The organism is Nocardia carnea NBRC 14403 (assembly GCF_000308515.1).
In the GTDB taxonomy this organism is placed as follows: Bacteria; Actinomycetota; Actinomycetes; order Mycobacteriales; family Mycobacteriaceae; genus Nocardia; species Nocardia carnea.
Genome location: NZ_BAFV01000071.1, coordinates 1 through 23,798 on the forward strand (window position 1 = coordinate 1; position 23,798 = coordinate 23,798).

Annotated in this window: 23 protein-coding genes; 9 read left to right on the top strand and 14 right to left on the bottom strand. The window is 66.3% G+C overall.

Features of this window, described 5'->3' with window-relative positions; all coding sequences use genetic code 11:
* The coding region (locus ON22_RS24905) for an SDR family NAD(P)-dependent oxidoreductase (protein WP_043740600.1) at positions 1-822 on the top strand (822 nt) is incomplete at its 5' end.
* Positions 823-894: 72 nt separating this feature from the next.
* Here ON22_RS24905 and ON22_RS24910 read toward each other — a convergent pair.
* From ON22_RS24910 to ON22_RS24930, 5 genes are all read right to left on the bottom strand, one after another.
* The gene (locus ON22_RS24910) at positions 895-2,160 is read right to left on the bottom strand and encodes an MFS transporter (protein ID WP_033247214.1); all 1,266 of its coding nucleotides are present in this window, start codon (positions 2,158-2,160) and stop codon (positions 895-897) included.
* On the bottom strand, positions 2,157-3,392 hold the full coding sequence (locus ON22_RS24915; protein ID WP_033247215.1) for an FxsB family cyclophane-forming radical SAM/SPASM peptide maturase: 1,236 nt from the start codon (positions 3,390-3,392) through the stop codon (positions 2,157-2,159). The genes ON22_RS24910 and ON22_RS24915 overlap by 4 nt, the downstream gene beginning before the upstream one ends.
* A gap of 71 nt (positions 3,393-3,463) precedes the next feature.
* The gene (locus tag ON22_RS24920) at positions 3,464-3,694 is read right to left on the bottom strand and encodes a hypothetical protein (RefSeq protein WP_033247216.1); all 231 of its coding nucleotides are present in this window, start codon (positions 3,692-3,694) and stop codon (positions 3,464-3,466) included.
* A 267-nt stretch (positions 3,695-3,961) separates the two neighbouring features.
* Positions 3,962-6,664 carry a helix-turn-helix transcriptional regulator gene (locus ON22_RS24925; protein ID WP_033247217.1) on the bottom strand — a complete coding sequence of 901 codons (2,703 nt, stop codon included), beginning with the start codon at positions 6,662-6,664 and terminating at the stop codon, positions 3,962-3,964.
* A 486-nt stretch (positions 6,665-7,150) separates the two neighbouring features.
* On the bottom strand, positions 7,151-7,753 hold the full coding sequence (locus tag ON22_RS24930; protein WP_033247218.1) for a TetR/AcrR family transcriptional regulator: 603 nt from the start codon (positions 7,751-7,753) through the stop codon (positions 7,151-7,153).
* Positions 7,754-7,833: 80 nt separating this feature from the next.
* Here ON22_RS24930 and ON22_RS24935 point away from each other — a divergent pair, with 80 nt between their 5' ends.
* Complete coding sequence (locus tag ON22_RS24935) at positions 7,834-10,164, top strand: glycoside hydrolase family 3 C-terminal domain-containing protein (RefSeq protein WP_033247219.1); 2,331 nt, start codon at positions 7,834-7,836, stop codon at positions 10,162-10,164.
* A gap of 158 nt (positions 10,165-10,322) precedes the next feature.
* The gene (locus ON22_RS24940) at positions 10,323-10,712 is read left to right on the top strand and encodes an MmcQ/YjbR family DNA-binding protein (protein WP_033247220.1); all 390 of its coding nucleotides are present in this window, start codon (positions 10,323-10,325) and stop codon (positions 10,710-10,712) included.
* An 86-nt stretch (positions 10,713-10,798) separates the two neighbouring features.
* Here the strand turns inward: ON22_RS24940 and ON22_RS24945 are convergent, their stop codons facing one another.
* From ON22_RS24945 to ON22_RS24960, 4 genes are all read right to left on the bottom strand, one after another.
* On the bottom strand, positions 10,799-11,113 hold the full coding sequence (locus ON22_RS24945) for a DUF1634 domain-containing protein (protein ID WP_033247221.1): 315 nt from the start codon (positions 11,111-11,113) through the stop codon (positions 10,799-10,801).
* Complete coding sequence (locus tag ON22_RS24950) at positions 11,110-11,955, bottom strand: sulfite exporter TauE/SafE family protein (protein ID WP_033247222.1); 846 nt, start codon at positions 11,953-11,955, stop codon at positions 11,110-11,112. Before ON22_RS24950 ends, ON22_RS24945 begins: the two co-directional genes overlap by 4 nt.
* Positions 11,952-12,698, bottom strand: a complete 747-nt coding sequence (locus ON22_RS24955) for a GntR family transcriptional regulator (RefSeq protein WP_033247223.1) — start codon at positions 12,696-12,698, stop codon at positions 11,952-11,954. The genes ON22_RS24950 and ON22_RS24955 overlap by 4 nt, the downstream gene beginning before the upstream one ends.
* Positions 12,699-12,873: 175 nt before the next feature.
* Positions 12,874-13,212: a MerR family transcriptional regulator gene (locus ON22_RS24960; protein WP_051158048.1), complete on the bottom strand. Its 339-nt coding sequence runs from the start codon at positions 13,210-13,212 to the stop codon at positions 12,874-12,876.
* A gap of 143 nt (positions 13,213-13,355) precedes the next feature.
* Here ON22_RS24960 and ON22_RS24965 point away from each other — a divergent pair, with 143 nt between their 5' ends.
* Positions 13,356-13,778, top strand: a complete 423-nt coding sequence (locus tag ON22_RS24965; RefSeq protein ID WP_033247264.1) for an Hsp20/alpha crystallin family protein — start codon at positions 13,356-13,358, stop codon at positions 13,776-13,778.
* Between the two features lie 1,196 nt (positions 13,779-14,974).
* Positions 14,975-15,478: an erythromycin esterase family protein gene (locus ON22_RS38625; protein ID WP_197039738.1), complete on the top strand. Its 504-nt coding sequence runs from the start codon at positions 14,975-14,977 to the stop codon at positions 15,476-15,478.
* Between the two features lie 104 nt (positions 15,479-15,582).
* On the opposite strand, the gene ON22_RS24980 is transcribed toward ON22_RS38625, so the two are convergent.
* Positions 15,583-16,254: a TetR/AcrR family transcriptional regulator gene (locus ON22_RS24980; protein ID WP_051158049.1), complete on the bottom strand. Its 672-nt coding sequence runs from the start codon at positions 16,252-16,254 to the stop codon at positions 15,583-15,585.
* 123 nt (positions 16,255-16,377) lie between these two features.
* Here ON22_RS24980 and ON22_RS24985 point away from each other — a divergent pair, with 123 nt between their 5' ends.
* Positions 16,378-17,454, top strand: a complete 1,077-nt coding sequence (locus ON22_RS24985) for an AF_0692 family protein (protein ID WP_051158050.1) — start codon at positions 16,378-16,380, stop codon at positions 17,452-17,454.
* Between the two features lie 122 nt (positions 17,455-17,576).
* On the opposite strand, the gene ON22_RS24990 is transcribed toward ON22_RS24985, so the two are convergent.
* Positions 17,577-18,953 (bottom strand): sensor histidine kinase, encoded by a 1,377-nt coding sequence (locus ON22_RS24990; protein WP_051158051.1) that lies wholly within the window; start codon positions 18,951-18,953, stop codon positions 17,577-17,579.
* Positions 18,946-19,620 carry a response regulator transcription factor gene (locus tag ON22_RS24995; protein ID WP_033247226.1) on the bottom strand — a complete coding sequence of 225 codons (675 nt, stop codon included), beginning with the start codon at positions 19,618-19,620 and terminating at the stop codon, positions 18,946-18,948. The genes ON22_RS24990 and ON22_RS24995 overlap by 8 nt, the downstream gene beginning before the upstream one ends.
* A gap of 159 nt (positions 19,621-19,779) precedes the next feature.
* On the opposite strand from ON22_RS24995, the gene ON22_RS25000 reads away from it, so the two are divergent.
* Entirely contained in the window at positions 19,780-20,355 is a 576-nt protein-coding gene (locus ON22_RS25000) for a TerD family protein (protein ID WP_033247227.1), read from the top strand.
* A 155-nt stretch (positions 20,356-20,510) separates the two neighbouring features.
* Entirely contained in the window at positions 20,511-20,990 is a 480-nt protein-coding gene (locus ON22_RS25005) for an RDD family protein (protein WP_033247228.1), read from the top strand.
* Between the two features lie 110 nt (positions 20,991-21,100).
* Here the strand turns inward: ON22_RS25005 and ON22_RS25010 are convergent, their stop codons facing one another.
* Positions 21,101-21,406 (bottom strand): hypothetical protein, encoded by a 306-nt coding sequence (locus ON22_RS25010; protein WP_033247229.1) that lies wholly within the window; start codon positions 21,404-21,406, stop codon positions 21,101-21,103.
* Between the two features lie 94 nt (positions 21,407-21,500).
* Positions 21,501-22,961, bottom strand: coding sequence for an aminotransferase class V-fold PLP-dependent enzyme (locus ON22_RS25015; protein WP_197039739.1), 1,461 nt, complete (start codon positions 22,959-22,961; stop codon positions 21,501-21,503).
* 249 nt (positions 22,962-23,210) lie between these two features.
* On the opposite strand from ON22_RS25015, the gene ON22_RS25020 reads away from it, so the two are divergent.
* Positions 23,211-23,609, top strand: a complete 399-nt coding sequence (locus ON22_RS25020) for a DUF4870 domain-containing protein (RefSeq protein WP_051158052.1) — start codon at positions 23,211-23,213, stop codon at positions 23,607-23,609.
* Positions 23,610-23,798: the final 189 nt, after the last annotated feature.

A 23,798-nucleotide genomic window follows, 5' to 3' on the forward strand; every position in this document is an offset into this window, starting at 1 on the left:
AGTCGCGGGGCGGGCAAAGGGATCGCGCTGGCCCTGGGCGAAACCGGGGCGACGGTGTACGTCACCGGGCGGACACAGAACGAAGGGGACGCCCCGCTTCCGGGCACAGTTTTCGCTACCGCCGAAGAAATCACCCGGCGCGGCGGCCGGGGTGTGCCCGTAGTGCTCGATCATCGAGACGATGCGCAGGTGGAAGCGTTGTTCGCTCGTCTTCGCGAAGAGCAGGGCCGCCTCGACATCCTGGTGAACAACGCCCTCGCGGTGCCCGACGCCCTGACCCGGAAAGGGCCGTTCTGGGAGAAGCCGCTGTCTCTGCTCGACCTGCTGGATGTCGGGATGCGCTCGAGCTATGTCGCCAGTTATTACGCTGCACCGCTACTGGTGGCCAACGGCGCGGGATTGGTCGTGAACACTTCCTCGTTCGGGGGCACGTGCTACATGCATGGACCCGCCTATGGTGCGGGCAAGGCGGCGGTGGACAAGATGGCACACGATATGGCTGTGGATTTCCGTCCGTGGAACGTGGCGGTCGTCTCGATCTGGATGGGTCTGCTCGCGACCGAGCGCACGCTCGCCGCATTCGCTGCGGACCCGGGCGCCTACGACGGGCTCGCCGCGACCGCCGAATCGCCGGAGTTCACCGGCCGCGTGATCAATGCTCTCGCGTGCGACCCGGAGTTGATGAACCGTAACGGCCAGGTACTGATCGGCGCTGAGATCGCGCAGGAACTCGGCGTCGAGGACACGCAGGGACAGCATCCGCCCTCGCACCGGCCGTTCCTCGGGGATCCGCCGGTGTTCTCCGCGGCGGTCATCGACTGACCTCGAGCGTTATCTCGTTGCGTAGGCTGTGATCCACAGTCGCGGCCAGCGCATGGACACGGGGAACCTGCGTTATTCCGACGGCGCCACAAGTCCGGATTCTTTCTGCCGGGCGCCTCGCCGGCGGGCAGGCGGAGGGCCGGGAGCCGAACCCGTCGAACTGCCGGCCACTGCGAGCGCGAACATAGCTGTCACCAGCATCCATCCGATGGCGGCTGTATCGAAAACGCTGAGCAGATAGCCTGCGATCATGGCACCGAAGGCGACCGCGCCGTCGGTCACCATCGACACCATGCCGACCGCGCGCCCCAGGACCTCTTCGGGAATCCGTTCCACCCGGAACAGTGTCAGTGCCACATTCACCACCACGCCGACCGCGCCTATACCGAACCACGCCGCACCGACCACCAGCGGGTGCGAGCTCAGCGCGATGGGGATCATCAATCCTGCCCAGCACCACAGCGACCAGCGATACAGCTGCTGGGCGCCGAATCGGGTTGCCAGTCCGGCCGCTACGGCGGATCCGAGGATGCCGCCTACTCCGGCGGCGCCCAGCACCACGCCGACCACCCAGACCGGCCGCTCCGACCGTTCGATATCGACGATGATCAGCAGGATGACGACCTGAATCACGATATTGGACAATCCGCTGATCACCGTGGAACTGCGGAGAAACGGCTCGCCGAGAACCAGCTGAGCCCCGGTCCGCAGCGTTGCCGGGGCGGATTCCGGCGATTCGGTATCGCGGCGTGGCTGTGCCGGGGCAACTTTGATCGAGGACAGGGTGCACAGGCAGACGAGGTAGGTGATGGCATCGGCAACGAACGGCACCCATCGGGCGAGACCGTATGCGGCCGCGCCGACGGCCCGGCCGATAACCAGGGCAATGGGTTGTTCGGCCTCGAAAAGTGAGAACGCCGCCGGTCGTTGCGAGGTATCGACGATATCGCGGATCAGGGCCAGTTCGCTCATTCCGAAGAATACGAACGCGGTGCCTTCCACGAAGGCAGCAGCTATCAGTAGCAGTCCCGGCTCGGGTGGATCGAGCACTACGACCAGCCAAGCACAGCACGCCGCGGCGAGGCCGGCTGTCTGGCAGACGATCATGATGGTCCGGCGATCCCACCGGTCGGCGGCAACTCCCGCGGGCAGCTGGAATATCAGGGCAGGTAACGAGATCGCGAACCCGACCCAGCCCGCGAGGGCCGCCGACCCGGTGATCGCAAGTGCCAGTAATGGGTAGGCGATGCGGACCCCGTGGAACCCGATCAGCGATATCGCGTTACCGGACCACAGCAGTACGAAATTCCGGTTTCCGAAGACGCCGGAACGGGTCATCGGCCCGTCGCGGCCTGCAGATCGGCCCGGATCCGGGATTCGATATGCCGGATCAACTTTTCGAGGTCGGCGCAGTACACCGATGGGTTCCGGAACCCGCTTCCGGCCCGGTATCGATGAGCGTAATGTCCCGCACCGCAGACACGGTGGATCGGACAGGCGCGGCATTCGGGACCCAATGCGTCGGCGCCGATCTGCCGGGCGATCACCGCCGGTTCGTGTACCGCCCGGTCGAGCGCGTTCCCGCCGGTGCCACCCTCGATCCGGGCGGCGCCGGCGAAGGCGGATTTCAAGGCATCGACCTGTTCCAGGCTGCCGTCGGTTTCGATCACGGCGAGCTGGACCGGCGCGAGTCCCACCGATTCCGAGGAGCCGGTGCCGCCGAACAGCAACTCGATCACTTCGTCGAAAAGCCTGATGCGGGTTTCGGCGGCAGGGGCGCCGTACCAACGATCGAAGATCGCGATGAGCCAGTCGGCGTACGGCGTCCGGGTTCGGTCGGTGGTGCGTGCAGGGGGTGGCGTGGTCCAGTTGCCGTGGGGGAGGAGGAGATCGAGGGCGGGCGGTTCGAAGCCGACAAGCGCCTCATAGGTGTCGAGTGGATCATTGTCGATATCGATCGTGCAGAGCAGGCCCGAGTACAGGTGCCGATATGCGGGCTGGTTCAGGAGCCGGAGTCCGGCGCTGACGTCGGCGTGACTACCGGCACCCCGCCGGTATTTCCGGTGCCGGTCGTGGCCGCGTTCGTCACCGTCGAGGCTTACGCCGATCTGCACATTGTGCCGGGCACAGATATCGAGGAAGTCCGCGTCGAGGAGGACACCGTTCGTCTGCATTCCCAGCCGGACTCGCGTGGCCGGTTCCACGATCTCGCGGGCGCGTCGTGCGAAACGATCCAGCGCCGTATGCCCGACGAGCAGCGGTTCACCGCCGTGGAAGACCAGGCTCACTTCGGGCAGCGTGAATCGTGCGGCGTGGTCGCGGATCATCGTGCAGGCGTGGTCGAAGATCTGATCCGACATGGTTCTGGGCTGGTCTTTCCAGCTCTGATCGGACATCTCGTAGACGTAGCAGTAGTCACAGGCGAGATTGCAGCGGCTGTGGATCTTGACGACGTACTGCGTGAACGGCAGGCTCTGCCGCCGGGCCTCGCGGAGTTCTCGGGCATGCCGTTCGCCGGCCGGCCACTCCTCTGCCGGTGGGCCCTGGGTGAATTCCACGCTCGTGCTCATACCGACTTCCTCGCCGTTTCCAGGCGTCCGTGTCCCGGCGCGGGTGAGCGCCGGGACAGGATGTACAGGGTTCAGGCGCCCGGTTCGATGAACGAACTGAAGTTGCCTTTGCGCTCGATGAACGAGCTGAAGTTGCCCTTGTTCTCGATGAATGAGCTGAAGTTGCCACGTTTGCGGGCATCCGAGGAAACCAGATGTGCCCGCAGGACATCGGGTACGGATGTCGATCCGGTCCACTGGTCGCTGAGCTCGGCGAGGCCCGCTCCGGCGGTGGCGCCGGTCGGGAGGGTGGAGAGGGACATGATGTGCCTTTCTGTGGGATCTGCCGGACGGCCCCGCGCTGATCCGTGCACCGCACAGCCGTCTACCGGCCGGCGCAGAAGCAGGTGGGGGCTGCCCGTGAATCGGTTGAGGCCCATCGGCGGCCCGGGAGAATCCTTTCGGTGTCCGAGCGTCTGCGATGTGGCGCCCATCCCATCGGTAACGTTACGGCGGGAACTCCGGCGGCGGTATCGGTCATTCGCCCGGTTGCCGGATCGGTCGTATCGGACTGTTGACCGGCCCCGCGCTCAGACGTCCGAGGGGTCGTCGAGGTCGAGCGGAAGCCGAGCCAATGCTCGTCGATTGCTTACTCCGAGTTTGGGAAAGGCGCGGTAGAGGTGATGAGAGACGGTTTTTGGGCTGATATGCAGCCGGGCGGCGATCTGCCGGTTGGTTGCTCCGCCGGCTGCGAGTCGTACGACCTGTAGTTCCTGCGCAGTCAGCCGTGCCGATACGGCACCTGCGTGGGCGGGTGTCCCTTCGCCTGCCGCACGGAGTTCCGTACGCGCCCTCTCTGCCCACGGTAGGGCGCCGAGACGTACGAAAGTGCGCATCGCCGTGTGCAGTACGGTGCGTGCCTTCAATGTGAAGCGCTCACGACGCAGCCATTCGCCGTACAGGAGGCCGGTGCGGGCGTGGTCGAACCAGCGATGCGTATCGGCGTGCAGGGCCAGAGCCTGTGCGAAAGCGGCCCCATCCTGCTCGAGCAACCCGCGGCAACGGAGCAGCTGTGCCTCGATCCAGGATGCGGAGTTCGCGGCATGCCAGCGTTCCAGCAGTGACATCGGTTCGCCGGCCTGTTCCGGGTCGCACCGGGCTGCCGCCTCGATATGATCGCTGATCAGGGGAATCCAGCAGCCGATAGCCTGGTCTCGGTGGTCGGACGCTGCTTCGAAGTGGGCCAGCGCCGCCTCGTGACGTCCGTAACCCAGATCGAGAAGGCCCAGTGCCCATCGGGCATTGACCGAGCTGGTCGTGTCGAAGAGCGAAGCCGCACCGGGAAGGTTCTCTTCGGCCAGTCGTCGGCACAGGTCGTGCTCCCCGCGCACGGCAGCGAGAACAGCCAGGCCGGCCCCGGCGCGACCGGCGCGGTCGGGCTGGCCGATCTCATGGGCCGTCCGCAGACTCTCGGAGAATACTGTTTCGGCCTTCCGGAACTGGCCGAGCAGTGTTTCGGCGGCGCCCAGCGCGATACCGGCGAGGGGAAGACGCCCCGCCATTCCGCGCTCGCGGTACATCGTGTGCACTTCTGAGAATCGGGCGTGAGCATCATCGACCTCACCCGCGCTCATCGCCTGCACGGCGAGAACGAACTGGACCGAATGGTCTTCGGGAAATCGAGCCCGGCCGAGGCGGATTCCATCGCGGACGGTACGAACCGCCTGCGCTCGGTCGCCACGACCGTTGTGGAGAGCGAGCTGTCCGTCCAGCACGGCCAGATACCCTTCGCGTCGAGCGCTGGGGGGAAGAGTTTCCACTGCGGCCCGGGTGGTGAGTATCCGGGACGGATCGGGGTCGGGCCACACAGCTCCTGCCGCGTAGATGTGCATACGTGCTGCGGCATCCGGATTTGCGGAACACAGGTGGGCAGCCTCGGTGAATGCGTCGTACGCGCCGCGCGGGTCGCCCCGGGCGGAGAGTATCCGACCGCGTGCCGCGGAAAGGCGCGCCGCATCCGCGAAACCGCCGTCTTCCGAAGCGATTTCCTCTGCCAGTTCGAGGGCCCGATCTGCCTGCCCGGCTTCGATATCGGCTTCCAACGCCACCAGAAGCCGGTGGTGACGATCATCCTGGGCGGGGGAGAGCCGGCCCGCATATTCGGAGGCGATCGCCGCACGCCGGTAGTCGTTGGTCCACCGTGCACTGTCGGCGACCGCGTCCAGAGCGGCTGCCACGGCTTCGTCGGGTGCGGTCGCGGCGGCGGCCAGATGCCAAGCCCGTAACTCGGGATCGTCGATGCTCGCCGCGATGGTGGCGTGTATGAACAGTCGCATGCTGTAGGGAGCCATCCGGTAGGCGGCGGCTCGTTCGAGCGGATGCCGGAAAGTGATCGAATAGCCCGAAATAGTGACAACACCGATTCGTTCCGCGGCATCCAGCGCCGCGGTGGTCGAGCCGAGTGCGGTGAGTACACGTACGGCGACGATGAGACTCCCACTGCAATCGGCGGCTACGACCAGCAGGGCGATCCGGGTCTCTTCGGGCAGGACGCGGATCTCACGTTCGTACTCGCGTTGCAGGTGGTCGGTCAGCGCCAGCGGTCCCAGGGGCGGCAGACCGCTGTTCGCACCGGGCAGTTGGAGCAGGGCCGACGGGTTGCCGGCCGCGGTGTCGAGAACCCGCTCACATGTGTCGGCCGCGAGCCCGGGAACCTGCTCGGTCAGCAGGGCTTTCGAATCGTCTCTGCTCAGTGGCATCAGCTCTGTTTCGGGCAGTCCGCAGGTATTGCCCCGGGCCCGGGAAGTCACGAGGACCGCTGCCCGGTGTGCGGTGAGCCGACGCGTGGCGAAGGCCAATGCGTGCAGCGAAGGCTGATCCCACCAGTGAGCGTCATCGATCAGGAAGAGCACCGGGCGTTCGGCCGAGAGTCTCGACAACAGCGTGAGTAATCCGAGGCCGACCCGGTGGCTGTTGTCGTCCTCCTCGAGCGGGCCGGTTCCCGTCACCGGAGGTGAGGCTTCGCGGGTCGGTTCCGGTACTGCCTTTGCTGCGTCCGGTATCGGTGCGAGCAACTGGTGCAGCCCGCCGTACCGCAAGCCTGCTTCCTGCTCGGTTCCGCAGCAACGCAGAACAATCCAGTCTTCGCCCACAGAGTTCGCTGCATGGTCCAGGAGTGTGGTCTTGCCCTGTCCGGGCCCGCCGGTGATCAGCACCGAATTGCCGCGACCGTCTCGGCTGTCGTCGATGAGTGTTGCGATCTGTTCGATTACATCATCACGCCCGTGCAGCACGCGGCCAACCTGTTCTTTCCGTCACGAGTCGGGAATTGCCGCCGGGAGGGAGCCACGGTCGAGGACGTCTGGTGGAATCGGTTGTCGTGCTGCGTGATAGAGACCACCGGGAATCCGAACGGCTGGGTCCACTTCGAAGCGCGGCGGCCGTCGCAGGGGCCGAATCCGGGATGGCCGAATCCACGCGTCATCACCACCAGTGATACGGAGTCGCCACGAGCTTCCGGCCGGTGCAGCCACCCGTCGGAGGTGAGTCCGCCACTGCGGAATTCCGCATCGACAACGCCTTTCGTTACGTACCGCTGCGTAACGAAAGTACCCTTGTGGGTGTTACGACGTCAATTCAGTGCTTCCGGTGCTTCGAGGGCCCACCGCGTCGAGCGCGGATCGCACTATTCGCTGCACGAACTCGTCGACAGGCTCGAGTTCGGGTACCAGTGCGTGTGAGCATCGGTCCGGTGACGAGGTCGCGCAGCCATTCGGGATTCACCCGGCACTCGGCGGCGTGGGCGCTGACAGGAGTTCCCAGAGGTAGGCCACATGGTCGGCCATATCGATCTCGGGGTCGTAGAGCCACTGTAGTTGCAGGCCGTCCATGAGAGCGACGGTGAGGACGGCGAAGCGCTGTGGGTCGAGGTGGGCAGGGAGCCGGCCGTCGCGCTGCAGGTCGGCGACGGCGTCGGCGGCGAGGCGGCGAATATCCTGATAGCGGTCGCGGAAGTAGGTGTGCGCGCGGTGTTCCGGTCTGGCGGCCTCGCCGGCGAAGCGGGTGTAGAGCTCGACCAGGCCGGGAACCTCGGCATTGTGCCGTAGCACCTGCATCAAACTGCTGGGGATATCGGGAGCGGGATCGGCGGGCGGAACGAATGTGAGCCGGTCCGTGGCGTCACGGCGGGCGAGGATGGCAGTGAAGAGATCTTCTTTGCTGCCGAAGTAGTGCAGGAGCCCGGTCTGGCTGAGACCCACCGCGTCGGCGAGTTCGCGGACGGTGGTACGGCCGTAGCCGACCCGCGCGACGATCGCCGGCGCCGCCTCCAGGATCTCCTCCCGCTTGGCGACCCCTTTCGAATACGAACCACGTCGCGCCACGGCGTGACTGTACCCGGCATCCCGTTGTCAATGAAAACCGAATGGCGTACTGTTTTTGGTATCCGACCGGAGGAGTCTCGATGACGAGCCGTACCGATCTGTCCCAGTTGTCCCTCGCCGAGAAGGCCGCCCTCGGTAGCGGCGCCGACTTCTGGACCACCGAGGCGATCGGCCCCGTTCCCGCGTTGACGCTGACCGACGGCCCACACGGGGTGCGCCGCCAGACCGGCGCGACGGATCACCTCGGCCTGGCGGGCAGTGAGCCGGCCACTTGCTTTCCGCCCGCGGTCGGGCTGGCGAACAGCTGGGATCCGGAGCTGGTACGCCGGGTCGGCGAAGCGCTGGGCCTGGAGGCGCGTGCCCTCGGCGTGGATGTGCTGCTCGGGCCCGGTGTGAACATCAAGCGCGATCCGCGCGGCGGCCGGAACTTCGAGTACTACTCGGAGGATCCGCTGCTCACCGGCCGGCTCGGTGCGGCCTGGGTCGGGGGTGTGCAGAGCGCAGGAGTCGGCGCCTCACTCAAGCATTTCGCGGCCAACAACGCCGAACACGACCGGATGCGCGCCAGCTCCGATATCGACCCGCGCCCGCTGCGCGAGATCTACCTGCGCGCTTTCTCGCATATCGTGCGCACCGCGCGGCCGTGGACGGTCATGTGCTCCTACAACCGCATCAACGGTGTGTCCGCCGCGCAGAACCGCTGGTTGCTCACCGATCTCCTGCGTGGAGAGTGGGGCTTCGACGGTGTCGTAGTGAGCGACTGGGGTGCTGTGGTCGACCGCCCCGCCTCGGTGGCCGCCGGGCTGGACCTCGCGATGCCCGGCGGGCCCGGTGCCGGGGACGATCGGGTGGTCGCCGCGGTCGAGGCGGGCACCTTGGACGAGGCCGCGGTGACCGCCGCCGCCACGAACGTGGCCGGGCTCGCTGAACGAATCCACGCGGCGCGTACTCGGACCGCGGTCGAGCCGGACGCGACGGCCGCGGCATCCCAGCAGGCGGGCCCCGGTGCGCACTCGGAGGGCATCGCCGTTTCCGGTGACCTCGCCGATACCCACCATCGCCTGGCCCGGGAGGTCGCGGCCCGCTGCGTGGTCCTGCTGCAGAACGACCGCGACCTGCTGCCGCTGACCCCGGGACGCAAGATCACGGTGATCGGCCCCTTCGCCACCGAACCCCGCTACCAGGGTGGCGGCAGCTCCCATGTCACCGCGACCCACGTCGAATCCCCGCTCCACGAGATCCGAACCCTCGGCGGCGACACCGTGACCTACCACCCCGGCTTCACGGTCGCGGCCGGCGACGCAGACCCCGCGGCCCTCCGTGAGGAGGCCGTTGCAGCGGCCCGGGACGCCGAGGTGGCGGTCGTGTTCCTCGGCTTGGCTGCCGACCAGGAATCCGAGGGCTTCGACCGCGACCATCTGGAGCTTCCCGCCGAACAGCTGGATCTGCTCGCCGCGGTCGCGCGCGAGCAGCCGGACACAGTGGTGGTGCTCGCGCACGGCGGCGTGCTGCGACTGGAGCCGGTCGCCCGCCTGGCACCTGCGGTGCTGGACGGGGCACTGCTCGGCCAGGCCGGCGGCGGTGCGCTCGCCGATGTGCTGTTCGGTGCGGCGAACCCGTCGGGCCGGCTGGCCGAGACGGTCCCGGTACGCCTGCAGGACACTCCTGCCTACCTGAACTTCCCCGGCGAGAACTCGCATGTGCGCTACGGCGAGGGTCTTTTCGTCGGCTACCGCTGGTACGACGCCCGCGACCTGGACGTCTGCTATCCCTTCGGGCACGGTCTGTCCTACACCACCTTCGACTATTCCGGGCTTTCCGCGGAACCGGCGGGCGACGGATTCACCGTGCAGCTCACCGTGACCAACACCGGCTCCCGGCCGGGCCGCGAGGTCGTACAGATCTACACCGGGGTCCCGGACTCGGCCGTGCAGCGCCCGGTCCGTGCGCTGACCGGTGCCGCTGTCACCGGGGAGCTGGCACCCGGTGCGAGCGAACAGGTCACGATCGAGGTACTGCGGGAGGACCTTGCCTACTGGGAAACCCGCGTCGAACAGTGGGTGCTCGAGCCGGGCACCTACCGTATCTGGGCGGGCGCCTCCAGCCGGGATCTGCGCGCCGACACCGATATCGAACTGGCGGGCGACGCACTGCGGGTACCGATCACCATCGATTCGACGCTCGGCGAGGCGATGGCCGATCCGCGCGCCGCCGCCGCGCTGAGTGCGGTGTTCGGCGAGATGGCCGACACCATGGGCGGCGGTGACGCGCTCGGCGTGGACATGATGCGCATGATCGCCTCCATCCCGCTGAACCGGCTGGCCCTGTTCGGGATGCCATCGGAGCAACTCGATGCCCTACTCGACGCAGCCGGCACCGCCGGCCCGGAGTCCGGCGAACGTGCCGGCTGAGCCGGGCGTGTCCGCACCGAGCGCCCGGTAAGCTCTTGCCGCAACGCCACGGCCGAGGGGATCGTGGACCGCAACAGACTCTTGTCGTCACTGTTCCCACACAAGTGGCGGGAGCAGGTACCGCCGTTGGACCCGAACCGATTCGGCCGAGGTGAGCAATGACAATTTCCGGCACCGAGATACAGCGGCTCGCGCGGCGCACGGCGCAGCAGCTGCCCGGCGTCGATCACGGTCACCCGTTCACACCGGGACTGGACGTGTACAAGGTGGTCGGAAAAGTGTTCTTGATCGTCACCGACGACCCTGGTGAACCCGTCGTAACCCTGAAGGTCGATCCGGCGCACGGCTCGGCGTTGCAGCGGTCTCACAGCAGTATCCAGCCCGGCCGGTATCTCGACAAACGTCATTGGTCGACGATTGCGGCAGGCCCGGGTGTCACCCGGGAGCTGGTGGAAGATCTCGTCAACGGCTCCTACGAGCTCGTTGTCGAGAAAATTCCACGGCGTCATCGTCCGCCTACGGGCGACGTCGCTCCGTCGGCGCGCTGAGTGGCGGCAGACGACGATCACAGCGCGAGATCGTGTCCCGGGACTGCCGGGACCTGGAGCCCGGAGTTCCGGACCGCTGCCGCCGGCTACAGGTGAAGGCCCGTCGCGCCACCGGCGATCACGAGGCCGATCACGACTGCCGTTACCGCGACGAACCGCCGGTCCGCCTGCCGGGCATAGTCGCCGAGCATGATGACCAGACGGACAAGAGGTAGCAGCACGAGGAGGCTGCATCCTGTGGCAAGCGCGATCGTGGACGGTTGCTGTGCGCCGGCGGCGCGGAGGATGACGCCGAGGACGAGGAACGCCGTAGTCGACGCGGTTCCTACGCGCATGAGTGTTGCGAGCCGCTCGGCAAGAGCAGCATCATGATCCGAAGTCGAGGCCGCGCTGCCGTTCATGCCGGCACCGCCCAGCTCACTCCGAAGGCGTTGAGTGCCATGGGAACAGCCGAGACGAGTAGTACCACGGTGAACACGACACGGAGCCCGGGACCGGCAACACGCACCAGGATGCGCGCACCCAGCATCGATCCGGCGATCGAGCCGAGAACGACCGGTGCCGCGAGGGTGAGGTCCAACGTCCCGGAGACGAGATATGCCGCCGCGGCGCCACACGCGGTGACGCCGATCATGAGGTTGGCCGTCGCGGACGACACCTTGATGGGCAGCCGCATGGCCGCGTCCATTGCCGGGATCTTCAGGACTCCGCTCCCGATGCCCAAGAGGGCGGACAGTGTGCCGGCACCGAACATGAACGTCATTCCGAGCGGCAGGCGTGACACCCCGTAGACCACGATCGATCCGTCGTGGTCGGTATAGGCGGCGTCCAAGGATCGGTGATCGTTCGATACGCCGGCCGGAGCCCGCGAACCGGCTCGCCGGCCGGTGAACATCTGTACGGCTGAAACCAGCAGGACGACAGCAAAGATTCCGTACAGAACACTTTCCGGAACAGTCCCGATCATGAGGACACCGACGACGGCGCCGAGGGCGGTCGCCGATTCCAGCACGACCGCGAGCCGTAGATTGGTCAATCCTGCTTCGAGGAATCGGGGCGCGCCGGCGCAGGAGCAGGCGATCACCGAGACCAGTCCGACGGCGACCGCGGCCGGGAACGGTACATGGGCGTACAGGGTCAGCATCGGCACGACGAAGATGCCCCCGGCCATTCCCAGGGCGCTGCCCACCCCGCCCGCGGCCAGGGCGCCGACAAGAAGAACGGTGAACTGCTCGGGTGTCACTGTTCGCCCTCGGGCGCGGTGGCAGCGCGTGGTAGCCGCGTGGTGAACGTGATCGCATCACCGCGATAGTGCAGCACCTCGTAGTCCACCGGCCGGTCTCCGGTGGTGTACGAGGTGCGCTCGATCCTGAACACCGCACTGCCCTCGGGGATATCGAGCGCATCGGCAATGCTCTTGTCGGCGGTGCTCGCCTGCAGCGCGTAGGACGCCTCGACCAGAGGTGTGCCGTGTCGCTGCTCCAACAGCGCGAAGATCGGCTCGTTTTCGAGGTCGTCCTGCGCGACCAGCCGCCCGAGATCCGAAGGGAGATAAGTGCGGTCGAAGGAGACCGGAACGCCTGCCGCCAGGCGGACTCGGTCTATACGGGTGACCGATGCCCCCAGGGGGAGCTCCAACGCGGTCCGCACCTCGGGTTCCGCCGCCCGATCCTCGATGCGGAGTACGCGAGCGCGGGTGTGGAGTCCCTGACTTCTCATATCCTCGACGAAACCGGTCAGCGCCGTGAGGGGCTGGATGATCCTCGGTGTCGCGACGTACGTCCCCCGTCCCTGCTTCGTGACCACCAATCGGCGGGATACGAGGTTCTGGATGGCCCTGCGCACCGTGATCCGGCTGACGCCGAACTGCTTGATCAGCTCATCTTCCGTGGGCAGGCGATCGCCTGGATGCAGGTCGACGCCGAGGCGCCCCGCGAGGGCGTTCTCGACCTGGGTGTACAGCGGGGGACCGGTCGGCGGTGCCATGAACGAAACTATACATAATGTCGTTATAACAACTGCGCCTCTGCGTCTACGGCTCGCGGCTGCCGCGCATTGTGTCGATGATGCAGCCTCCTCGCGGGCGCGAGCCGAAACGCTGCCATCGGCAACTGGTGCTCAGTGGTCGACCGGCCGCGGAGAGCTCCGGAGGGCTACGGGTTCATTGCCGGTGTTCGCGGAGCTGGTCGCGTTCGGCGGTGAGTGCCGCGTTGACGTCACGAAGTATCGCGTTGGCATCTTCGAGTTCGAGAATGCGCCCGACCGCGGTGAGCGGGATCCCCTGACCGTTCAGTTCGGTGATGCGGTGTAGCCGTGCCAGATCGTTGTGGCTGTAGCGGCGGGTGCCGCCGGAGCTTCGCTCCGGGGTGACCAGCCCGTGGCGCTCGTAGAGTCGCAGTGTCTGGACTCCGACGCCGGCCAGTTCCGCGGCCACCGATATTGCGTACACACCGTGCCCGTCTCTCGGCCGGTGGTGGCCCTGGTCACCCGTACTACCCACTGGTTCTCACCACCCTCTCGTCAATGATCTGCCGCTACTACTTGCACTCGACTGCATCGAGTGCTAATAAATTATATGTGTCAGTTGGCACAGATTATCTGGTTTCTCTTTGACAGTGAAGGAGTGAACTGGAGGTGGCGACCATGTTGATGCGCACCGATCCCTTCCGCGATCTGGATCGTCTGACCCAGCAGGTCTTCGGCACACCGGCCCGGCCGGCGGCAATGCCGATGGACGCCTGGCGCGAGGGTGACGACTTCTTCGTCGAGCTGGACCTGCCCGGCATCGACCCGGACTCCCTGGATCTGGATGTCGAACGCAATGTGGTGACCGTGCGGGCATCACGCCCGGAACTGGATACCGATCGCGCGATGCTGGCCGCTGAGCGCCCCCGCGGTGTGTTCAGCCGGCAGCTGTTCCTGGGGGAGAACCTCGATACCGACGCAATCCGCGCCGACTACCGCGACGGCGTGCTGCGGCTGGTGATCCCGGTGTCGGAGCAGGCCAAGCCCCGCAAGATCGAGGTCACGCGCCACGACCACGAGCGTCAGGCCCTCACCGCCTGACCTTCCGGGGCGACGCCGAGACGGTGGCCGACCATGGCCTCATCGACCTGCACCACAGACAAGAGGCTATCGGGGGTCGAGGCCCGGCTGATCGGACTGGACCCGGGCTTCGAGCAGTTGTTCGTGGAGGTCGACGAGACGTTGTGTGCGGCCCTGGTCCGATGGAAACCGCGACTGCGCACGACCGTCGCCCCACGGCCGCGGACCATCGGCTCCAGCCGTCCGGCGTTGCGGCCACAGAGCCGACGGCCGGAACGGTTCCGGGCACGCGAACGCGGTCCGCCGAATCTCGCAGGCGTCCCGACGCCTAGACGAAACCGCCATGAAGGGAGGTGATGTCCGTTCCCGAACACTCGGCACAGGGCCGGCCGTGAGCGGCGGAACATACCGAACGCGCAGCCCTGCACTGCGAGCAGCGAGGTGCCCACCGAGGCGCGTCCGCACTGCCACCGCACGTGGCCCGACACGGCTGGGCCGTGCGCTCCGGCCGGCCCTTCCCCTGATCATGATTCGAGAGAGGAATGCCGCCATGACCATACCCGCAACCGGCCCGGCCTCGATCGCATCGGCCTCCAACCCGCCCTCGCCGGCCGTATCGAACAAGCCGGGAGCACAGCCCACGACGCCGAGGCCGGCTGTCGCACCACCCGGCCTCGGACCCGCAGCCGCGCGGCGCCGCACTACAGACTCTGCCGGGGACGCGGCAGACGACAATTCCGCCGATGTGCACTGGCCTGATCCCAGCCCGCTGCATCGGTGGTGGACCGAGGTCATGGACGGCGCACATCTACCCCGGCCCCGCCACGCAGCCTGAACCGGGCGAGACCGGCGGCCGCCGTTGAACACCCGCACCGGCCGTGACAGACGGTGGACGTCACGAACCAGAACGGCGAGCGGAACCGTATGGCCGGCCGGGCTGATCATGGCCCTCGCACCGGCGAGCGTCGCATTACTGCGGTGGCTGCCGGTGTGGTCCGGTCGGTTGCCACGTTGTGGATCGGGCACGGGCGCGGAGGCGGCGACAAATTAGCGGTTCTGCCGGAGGATATGGCCATCAGGCAGTGGATTGTTCGGGCTGCTCGCCCGTTGGTGACGGTACAACCGCCGGCACCCCGCGATGACCTACGGCCGCTGGTGACGATGGTGGGGATGCGTCGGTGGTCGGTTATGGGGCCGGCACGCGCGGGGCGCACGAAGTGTTTGCGCTGCAGGACCGTGTCGCCCGTCTGCTCGTTGTCGAGGCAGGGTTCCGGGTCATCGCCTGCGATCAGGATTGGACGTTGGGTCTTCGGTTGGACGCGTTCGTGTGTACTGGGGTCGGAGATCCCCGCGAAATACTCGCCGATGCCGATGCCGATGCCGATGCCGATGCCGATGCCGATGCCTTCGCCGCGACCGAGGAGGTCCTTGCGCTTGTTCGGTGGGCGCGCGCTTTCAATCGGCACCATCCCGCGGATCCGGTGCGGGTGGTGGGAGTGAGCCCGCACGCATGTTGCCTGCCCGATATCCCGACCAGGTCGTGCCGGCGTTCGGTCTCGACTCCGGACAGCTACCGAGCGGCCCGACTACCACCGGCTGACCCCTCGAGTCCGAAACCGGCGTCCTCACCTCCCCGTTGTCGTCGCCGTCCTGCTGGGAATGTGTTTGGCGCAGCAGAAGTGGTCGTACCGAGGGGTCTTTCATCGGGCAACAGCAACTGATCCCACTCGAAGCGCCGGGTGGGACCGGCCGTGCTGCACGTGGCGACGCTGGACGCAGTCGGGTTGATCTTGCCGACCGGTGGCGGTCGCATTCCGGGTGGCCTTCACCGGTGGCCCGGGTGCCGGGTTGCGAGATCGACAGCGGTGGCGAGTTCCGCGGCGTACTTGTCGAGATCGATCCGAGTCCGGCCGGCCAGCAGGAGCGGCAGTGCTTCCAGGGGACGTTGGATCATGGTCGCGATCACCACCGGGTCGAAATCGCGGAACTCGCCGTCGCGCCGTCCGCGTCGCAGAATGCTCTGCAGGTTGGTCATCACCACACCGTGTGGGTCGGCCTGAGTGACCGCCGGATTGGGCATCTCGTCGTGTTCTGCGGCGAAGATCGATTGGATTGCTCGCATCCGCGACCGGTGCTTGTCGATGTAGGCGACGACGCCGGTGATGTAGGCACGCAACTCCGCTGCCGCAGATTCCGGATCCTCGGGCCGATCCGGCCGTTGCGAGATCGGCCGAGTGGCCGGATCGATGGCCATACGGTCGAATAGGAACTGATCGATCGACTGGTAGATATCGTCGATGACCGCGTTCATCAGCTCGCGCTTGCTCGCGAAATGGTAGGAGATGAGCCGGGTGCTGCTCAATCCGCCGCGCGCGGCTATCTTGGCGAATGTCGTTCGGGCGAAACCGAATTCTGCAATCGATTCGATCGTCGCCTCGATGATCTGCGCCCGCCTCGACCGCGTCGCCGACGACTGGTCGTTTGTTGTCCCGGCCATTGACTTCTACTCCCTCTCGGCACCGATCTTGTCTTGTCGCTGGATGCAGCCTAGAGTTTTACTCAGCTGAGTAAAACTACCAGGGGAGTTGGGTGCGTGGAACAATCAGAAGTTGCCCCGGCGGTGCGGCGGCGTCGCGGCAAGGCGGCCTGGACGCTGCTCCTGCTGGCGCCGATCTGCGGCGAGTTGACGTTCTCGGCAGTGGGCATGCCGATCATGTGGCTGGTTTTTCCGGCGCTGATCCCGATGTACGGGGCGGGGGTGCTGCTCGTGCGCGAGCTGGTGGTCCGGGCCGGAGGCGGTTGGCCGAGTTTGATCCTGATGGGGCTGGTGTACGAACTCGCCGAGGACGGCTTCGGTCTACAGGCGCTGACCAGTACGACGATGTACAACGCCGACGAATGGGGCTCGCGGTTACTCGGTTTCAACGCGACCTATTGGGAAACCCAGGCCGGCTACCACATCGTGTTCAGCGTGATGATCCCCATCGTGATCACCGACCTGCTCTTCCCTGAACTGAAACAGCGTTCCTATCTGCGGCGGCGTGGTCTCGTGGGGGTCTCGCTCACCGCGCTCGCAGGCCTCGCGCTGGCGCGAGTGACATTCTCTGCCACCGAAGATCCCGGCTATCAGGCACCGATAGGGTTTTCGATCGGGCTCGTGATCGTCATGATCATCTTGTCCTTCGTCGCACTGCGGATTCTTTCGAACCGCGTATTGCCTGCCGGCCCTCTCCTGCAGGTGTCCGGCAACCACCGGGCGCCGGCCACGATTGTGATAGGTCCGGTCGCCGGTGTGGCAACGCTGGCCTTTTTGTGTCTGCTGTTCCCACGGGGTAATCCGCCGGAAGGTCCGGCCCTCGGCGAGGGCGTGTCCGTCTACCTTTCGATGGCGGCCGCTGCCGCAGTGGCGGTCGGGGTCTCGATGCTGATCCGCCGATGGTCCAGCTCCTCGGATTGGACTGACCGACATCTGATCTGGCTGGTCGGTGGCGCCCTGGTCGGCCACACCGCTGCCATGGTCCTCATGGTGCTTATCGACCCTCCCGACACACCGACCACGATCGCCGCTGTCACCACCGGAACGCTCGTGATAATCGTGACCGCGGTGCTTCTGACGAGATTGTCCGGGCGGGTGCTGCTTCGCGAGCAGGCAAGGCATGATCTGACAACACCGGCAACGTTATCCGGCCACGAATGAATCGAGCCCGCACAGCAGTTCCGCGGCGGCGGGTGGTACTTCGCCGTGGAGTAGAAGCGCGCCTGGTTCGAGCGTCGGCGAGGCCGGATTTCCTCGGGTTCGCGCTGGACCCGGCGCAGTCCCTACAATCCGGGCGACCTCACCGTGCCCGGGCGGTAGCCGCCGCCGGCGTATTCGGGCAGGTTGATCTCGAGGCGGGCTCCGCCGCGGGGCGAGCTCGACAGTCGTGCGCTGCCGCCGGTGTGCCGGGCGGCTTCGGCGATGATGGCAAGGCCCAGGCCGGCGCCGCCGCGGGTGCGGCTGCGGTTGTCGTCGCTGCGTTCGAAGCGGCGGAACAGCCGGTCACGGTCGGAGACCGGGACACCGTCGCCGTCGTCGTCGACCCAGAGGACAACCCGTTCGTTCTCGCAGCGCAGTGTGAAGTCGATGCGGCTGCGGGTGTGGCGGCGCGCATTATCGGTCGCATTGCGCACCGCCCTGGCCAGTAGCCTTTCGTCGGCGAGTACCCGGGCCGGCCCCACGGCCGCGATATCGACGGTGACACCGAGTTGGCGCAACCGGCTCGCTTCGGCGAGGACTATATCGTCGAGATCGACTTCGCCGCGGTTGTGGCCGCGGCCTTCCCCGAGACGTGCCAGCAGCAACAGATCATCCACCAGATCATGTAAACGGGCGGCCTCGCTGTCGACGACCCCGGCCAGCGATGCCAGATCGGTCGCCCCGGGATGCTGCAACGCGACCTGCGCGTGCTGGCGGATGGCGGCCACGGGCGAGCGCAGTTCGTGGGAGGCATCCGAGACGAACCGTTGCTGAGCCCGGTGCGATGACTCGAGCCGGTCGAGCATCCGGTTCATGGTTGCGGCCAGCCGCGCGACCTCGTCTTTCCCTGGGGGTGGATCCACCCGCCGGGAAAGATCCGCACCGATGGATTCGGCATCGAGCCGGATGCGCTCGACCGGTCGCAGTGAGCGGCCGACTACCGCCCACATCAGTGCTGCGACGAAGGCGCTCACGGCGGGCACCGCGGCGGCCAGGAGCACAGCCGCCGACTGCACCGCGCTGTCGGCATCCTCGAGTGAGCGTGCGACGACAACGGATTGCACCGCTGCGGACTCCACCGGGATCGACGCCGATTGCACGACGTAGCTGTCTCCGCCGATGACGAAGCGCTCCGCGAACGGCACCGGAAGGGTCGGTCCCGCGGCGGAATCCCCCTCGGAGGTGGCGATCACGCGACCGTCCTGCTGGAGCTGGATGATGACATCGTCGACTTCCGACACCGGAAGCAATACCGGGTCTGCGGCGCTCTCGAGCCGGTGCTGCGCGTCCGTGGCGATCTGCGCGGCCTGGATATCGGCGGCCTTCGATTGCCCGGTGATCAGGGTGTGGCGGAACAACGCCAGAAAACTCACCGCACCGCAGGCCAGAACCGCCAGCACGATGGCCGTAGTCGTCACCGTGATCCGGACCCGCAGCGACGGTAGGCGCAGGTCAGACATCGGGCATCAGCCGATAACCAGCGCCGCGGATCGTGCGGATGGTATCGAGAGCGAACGGTTTGTCGATCTTGGCTCGCAGGTGTGCGATATAGACCTCGACGATATTGGAGTCACCGTCGAATTCGCCGTGCCAGACTCCGGCCAGAATATCGCTTTTGGAGCGGATCACGCCGGGCTCGCGAGCGAAGAACGCCAGTACCGCGAATTCCCGGGCAGTCAGCCGTACCGGAGTGTCACCGCGCCGGACCTCACGTGTGGCCGGGTCGAGCCTCAGACTCCCCACCCGCAGTGAGGTGGGGCGTTCCGGGCGGCCGCGGCGGATCAACGCGCGGAGCCGGGCGACGAGCACCGGAAAATCGGCGGGTTTGATGACATAGTCGTCGGCACCGGTATCGAGGCCTTCGACCTGGTCCCATTCACCGTCCTTCGCGGTGAGCATGAGGATCGGTGTCCAGTTTCCCTCGTCCCGCAGGGTCCGGCATACCGCGTACCCGCTCATACCCGGCATCATCACATCCAATATGAGCGCGTCGTAGCGCACCTCACGCGCCCGCCACAGGCCGTCGGTCGCGGTGTAGGCGAGGTCGACGGCGAAACCCTCTGCCTGAAGCCCCCGCCTCAGCCCGTCGGCGAAGCGGCTCTCGTCGTCGACCACCAGGATGCGCACGGCATCCAGTATGAATCGACACCGTGGGCCCGTTTCAACCGTGCTGTTCGCACACCGAGGTCGATGCAGTTAGGCGCTGCGACCTGTCGTTAATGCTGGCTTAAGCATTCGCCGGGCACCATGGCCGCGGCCGTTCACCATGAGAAGGAGTGCAACAGGATGGGCGTAACCCTCGCGAAGGGTGGCAATGTATCGCTGTCGAAACAGGCACCGCATCTGACCGCGGTCGCGGTCGGTCTGGGCTGGGATGTGCGGTCGACCACGGGTGCCGAGTTCGACCTCGATGCCAGCGCCATGGCGACCGGGCCCGATCAGAAGGTCCTCTCGGATCAGCACTTCGTGTTCTACAACAACCTGCGTTCGCCCGAGGGCAGTATCGAGCACACCGGCGACAACCTCACCGGTGCGGGTGACGGCGACGACGAGGTGATCAATGTCGACCTGGCCGCCACTCCACCCACGATCACCAGCATCTTCTTTCCCGTCTCGATCCATGACGCGAATGCGCGGCAGCAGTCGTTCGGGCAGGTCCGCAATGCGTTCATCCGGGTCGTGGACCGGACGACGGGTTCGGAACTGGCCCGCTACGACCTGACCGAAGATGCCTCGACCGAAACCGCCATGGTGTTCGGGGAACTCTACCGCCACGGTACGGAGTGGAAGTTCCGCGCCATCGGCCAAGGGTATGCCTCCGGGCTGGCCGGAATCGCCCGCGACTACGGCGTCAACATCTGATCTCGCCGAAAGCGTCGCTTGCCGGCCGAGCCGACCTCGACCGTGCCTACCAGTGGGGTTTCCGCGGCCCCGGTCGCAAGTAGCGCGACCTGCCACCGGGCAGGCGGAACCCGGTCCGGTCGATCAGTTCCGGTCTCTATCACAAGGAAGAATCAATGAGCACAGACGGATACGATCCCCGACTCGGAACCCCTGTGGGGACCGCACCGGCTGGTCTGGGTAAACGTGCCGGCGCCCGTTTCATCGACTGGATCGTCGCCGGCGTTGTCGGGGCAATCCTGTTCTGGCTACTGAACAAATCCACCGGCATTCCCGAGTGGGTCTCTATCCTGCCCGGCGCAGGATTCGGCTTCCTGTACTTCGTCGGCTTCGAGGTCACCACAGGGGCCACCCCGGGCAAGAAGCTGCTCGGGTTGCATGTCGAAGGGGCGGGCGGGGCGGCCGAGCCCGGTCTCAAAGAATCCGCGTTCCGCAACTCCTACATGCTGCTCAATCTCATCCCGTGTATCGGCGGCGTGCTGTGGTTCTTCGCCGCCCTGGGCATAGCGGTGACCATCGGCTCCAGCCCCACCAAACAGGGCTGGCACGATCGCTTCGCGGCCGGGACACGGGTCGTCGAGGACCAGTCGGGGTAGCGCGGCCGGGCCGGACGAAAACTGATGAGCCGGACCGGCATCGTGGCTCCGCTGGTGGCAGACGACACGACGCCACCGGCTCGCGCAACGTTTGCCGTCGGCTGCGTCGATCAGCTACCGGGCGGCGTACCCGCGGCAGGCTTCTTCTTGAACAGGGTGATACCGAAGCCCAATACGGTGATCCCGAAGAAACACAGCAGCAGGCCGCCTATCTGCGCCTCGGCGTCGGTGTCCGGACTACGTGCGGAGTTCGAGGAGTTGGCGACGACATAGCTCGGATCGACAATCGCCTGGATCCCGACGACGAACAAGGCCAGTGCGGATAAGACCAGCATGATCCCGCCGACGAGGCGGCGGGTCGTCCGGCGCCGCGGGGCAGCGTGCTGGTCATGCTCCGAGGCATTGGACAGTGGCATAGTTCCCCAAAATATACGGTGATAGTGCGGTAGATCCCTGTTCCGGCGCGGATAGCCCGGCCGATCGCCCGGGCCGGCCGGCCGTGCTACCCGGTCAGCAGCGTTCCCGTGGCCGCAGTCCTTGTTGCGTGGCGGGGCGGTTGCGGTAGGTGTCCTCCGCGAACCGCAGAAAGTACTGCAGATCCGCGAAGTCGGAGACAGGACCGAAGGAGACCCGGATCGCGCCGCCGCTGGGCAGACCGAGTGCCGTGATGTATTCCTCCATGGTGGCCATGCGCGTCCGGAACAGGCGGCTCAGGACCGGCAGGCTGATCCCGAAAGCGGCCTCGCCTGCCCCTGGATTACAGAAACAGCCGGTACGCAGGGAGATACCGGCTGCCGCCGACTCGGTGGCGATCAGGCGCTCGTCGATGACGATGCCTTCCGGGTCGAGGAAGTTGAACGTGACGGTGCCCCCGCGGCGCGCGGTATCCACCGGACCGTAAATCCGAATCATCGGCGCCCCGTTGTCGTGGTGCAACGAGCTCAGCCGGTCCAGCAGCCAGCCGGTGAGGCAGGTGACGCGGCGGCGCACCGTATCGAGGCCGATTTCGCGCAGCCAATCGAGACCGAAGGTCACATCCGGGATGGACAGGAAGTTCAGTGTCCCGTCCTCGAATGCCGACTCGTCGTCGGCCGCGACGTGCCAATTGCCCTGCAGGCTCGCCGCGGCGATGGTGCCGCCCGCGAACCACGGCCGGCGCAGCCGGGCCAGCGTCGATCGGCGCGCGACGAGACAGCCGACGCCGGTGGGGTAGCCGAACAGCTTGTACCAGCTGATCGGGACGAAATCCGGCTGCACCACGCTCAGGTCGAGTGCGTTGGCCGGGAGGTAGGCGGCGGCATCCAGTAGTACGTCGTAGCCGCGTCGGTGCGCGAATTCCACCCAGTCCAGGGGGTGCTGGACGCCCGTGAAATTGCTCTGTGCCGGGTACGCGAACAGTCCACGACCTCCGGTGGTGGTGATGCGGCCAGGGCGCAGGGCCGCGTCGACCGCTTCGTCGGTTGTGCGCAGGTCGGGTGTGTCGATAGGCGCGTACACCACCCGCCCACCGCGTGCCCGGGCGAATTCGCGGATACCGATCACAGAGTTGTGATTATCGGCGGCCACCACGTATCGCGAACCGCGGGTGAACGGATACGCCTCGCCCACGAGGCGGCAGGCCGCGGAGGCATTGGCGGTGAAGATCACACAGTATTCCGCGGGGTCGGCATTGAGATACGCCAGCACCGCGCGGCGGGCCTGCTCGACCGAATCGGTGGCGGCCCGCGAGGTCGGATTCTCCGAATGCGGGTTGCCGAAACATTGTTCGGCCAGCCTGGCTTCGTGGGCCTGATGCTGAGCGGTTGCGGCGAGCCCGGCGCCGGCGAAGTCGAGATACACCACACCACCGTCGTCCAGATACCGGTACTCGGTGCTGCGCAGCAGATCCAAGGCGCCGGTGGTCTCGTAGTCGGGGTGAGCAGCCAGGAATTCTGCTGGGTCGGCGATCGTTTGTTCTCGGCTCGTATTCACATGCGACTCCTGTGTGCGGCATAATCGGCCGAGTACTGTTTTTGTCCGGCGACTGCCGCAACAGACTCGCGCAAAACCGCCCCCGCCGCCACCGCTCGCGTTGCCGAGTGTGGGAAGGCCGGTCGCGCAGGATCTATTCCAGAACGATTCGCCACGCCGGCGTCGCGCCGTGCTCCGGCCCCGCTCGACCTGTGGGTTCATGCAGAAACCTGGGATCGGTAGGCGGCGAATACGGCATCTACTCACTGCATGACATCTACGCAGCCTCCCGCAAACGAGCCGCAGTCCGCCGGTATGGACAAGAAGACCAGTGCGATCCTGTCCTACGCACTGGGGTGGCTCACCGGAATCATTTTCCTGTTCGTCGGCAAGAACGATTCCGATGTGAAATTCCACGCCTCGCAATCGATTGTCTTTTTCGGGGCGGTCTCGGCGGTCAATATTGTTTTGAGTATCATCGGCTCGTTCCTCGGAGCCCTGGGGATCATCTTCGGCCTCGCCGGCCTCGCAGTCGTCGTTTTCGCGGTTGTCGTCTGGGTTATGGCCATGGTCGAGGCGAACAACACCGGCGGTGTCCGTGCGGAACTTCCCATTGTCGGAAAATTCACCGCCCCTTATGCCGATCGGCTGGCCAACGCGGTCAAGTAACGTCCATATTCGAAGTCCGGAGATGGATCGTCGTCGGGAGTTCTGTCGCCCTCCCGCCGACGGTCGGCGGGGGTGGTCCGGAGATCAGCGGCCCGAGGTAGCCTCGGGCCGCCGGCGTCCGCGCGGAACAACCGTTATCTCGCGGACGCCCTGATCATGCTGTTGCATCAACCTCTGGAGCAAGTCGCG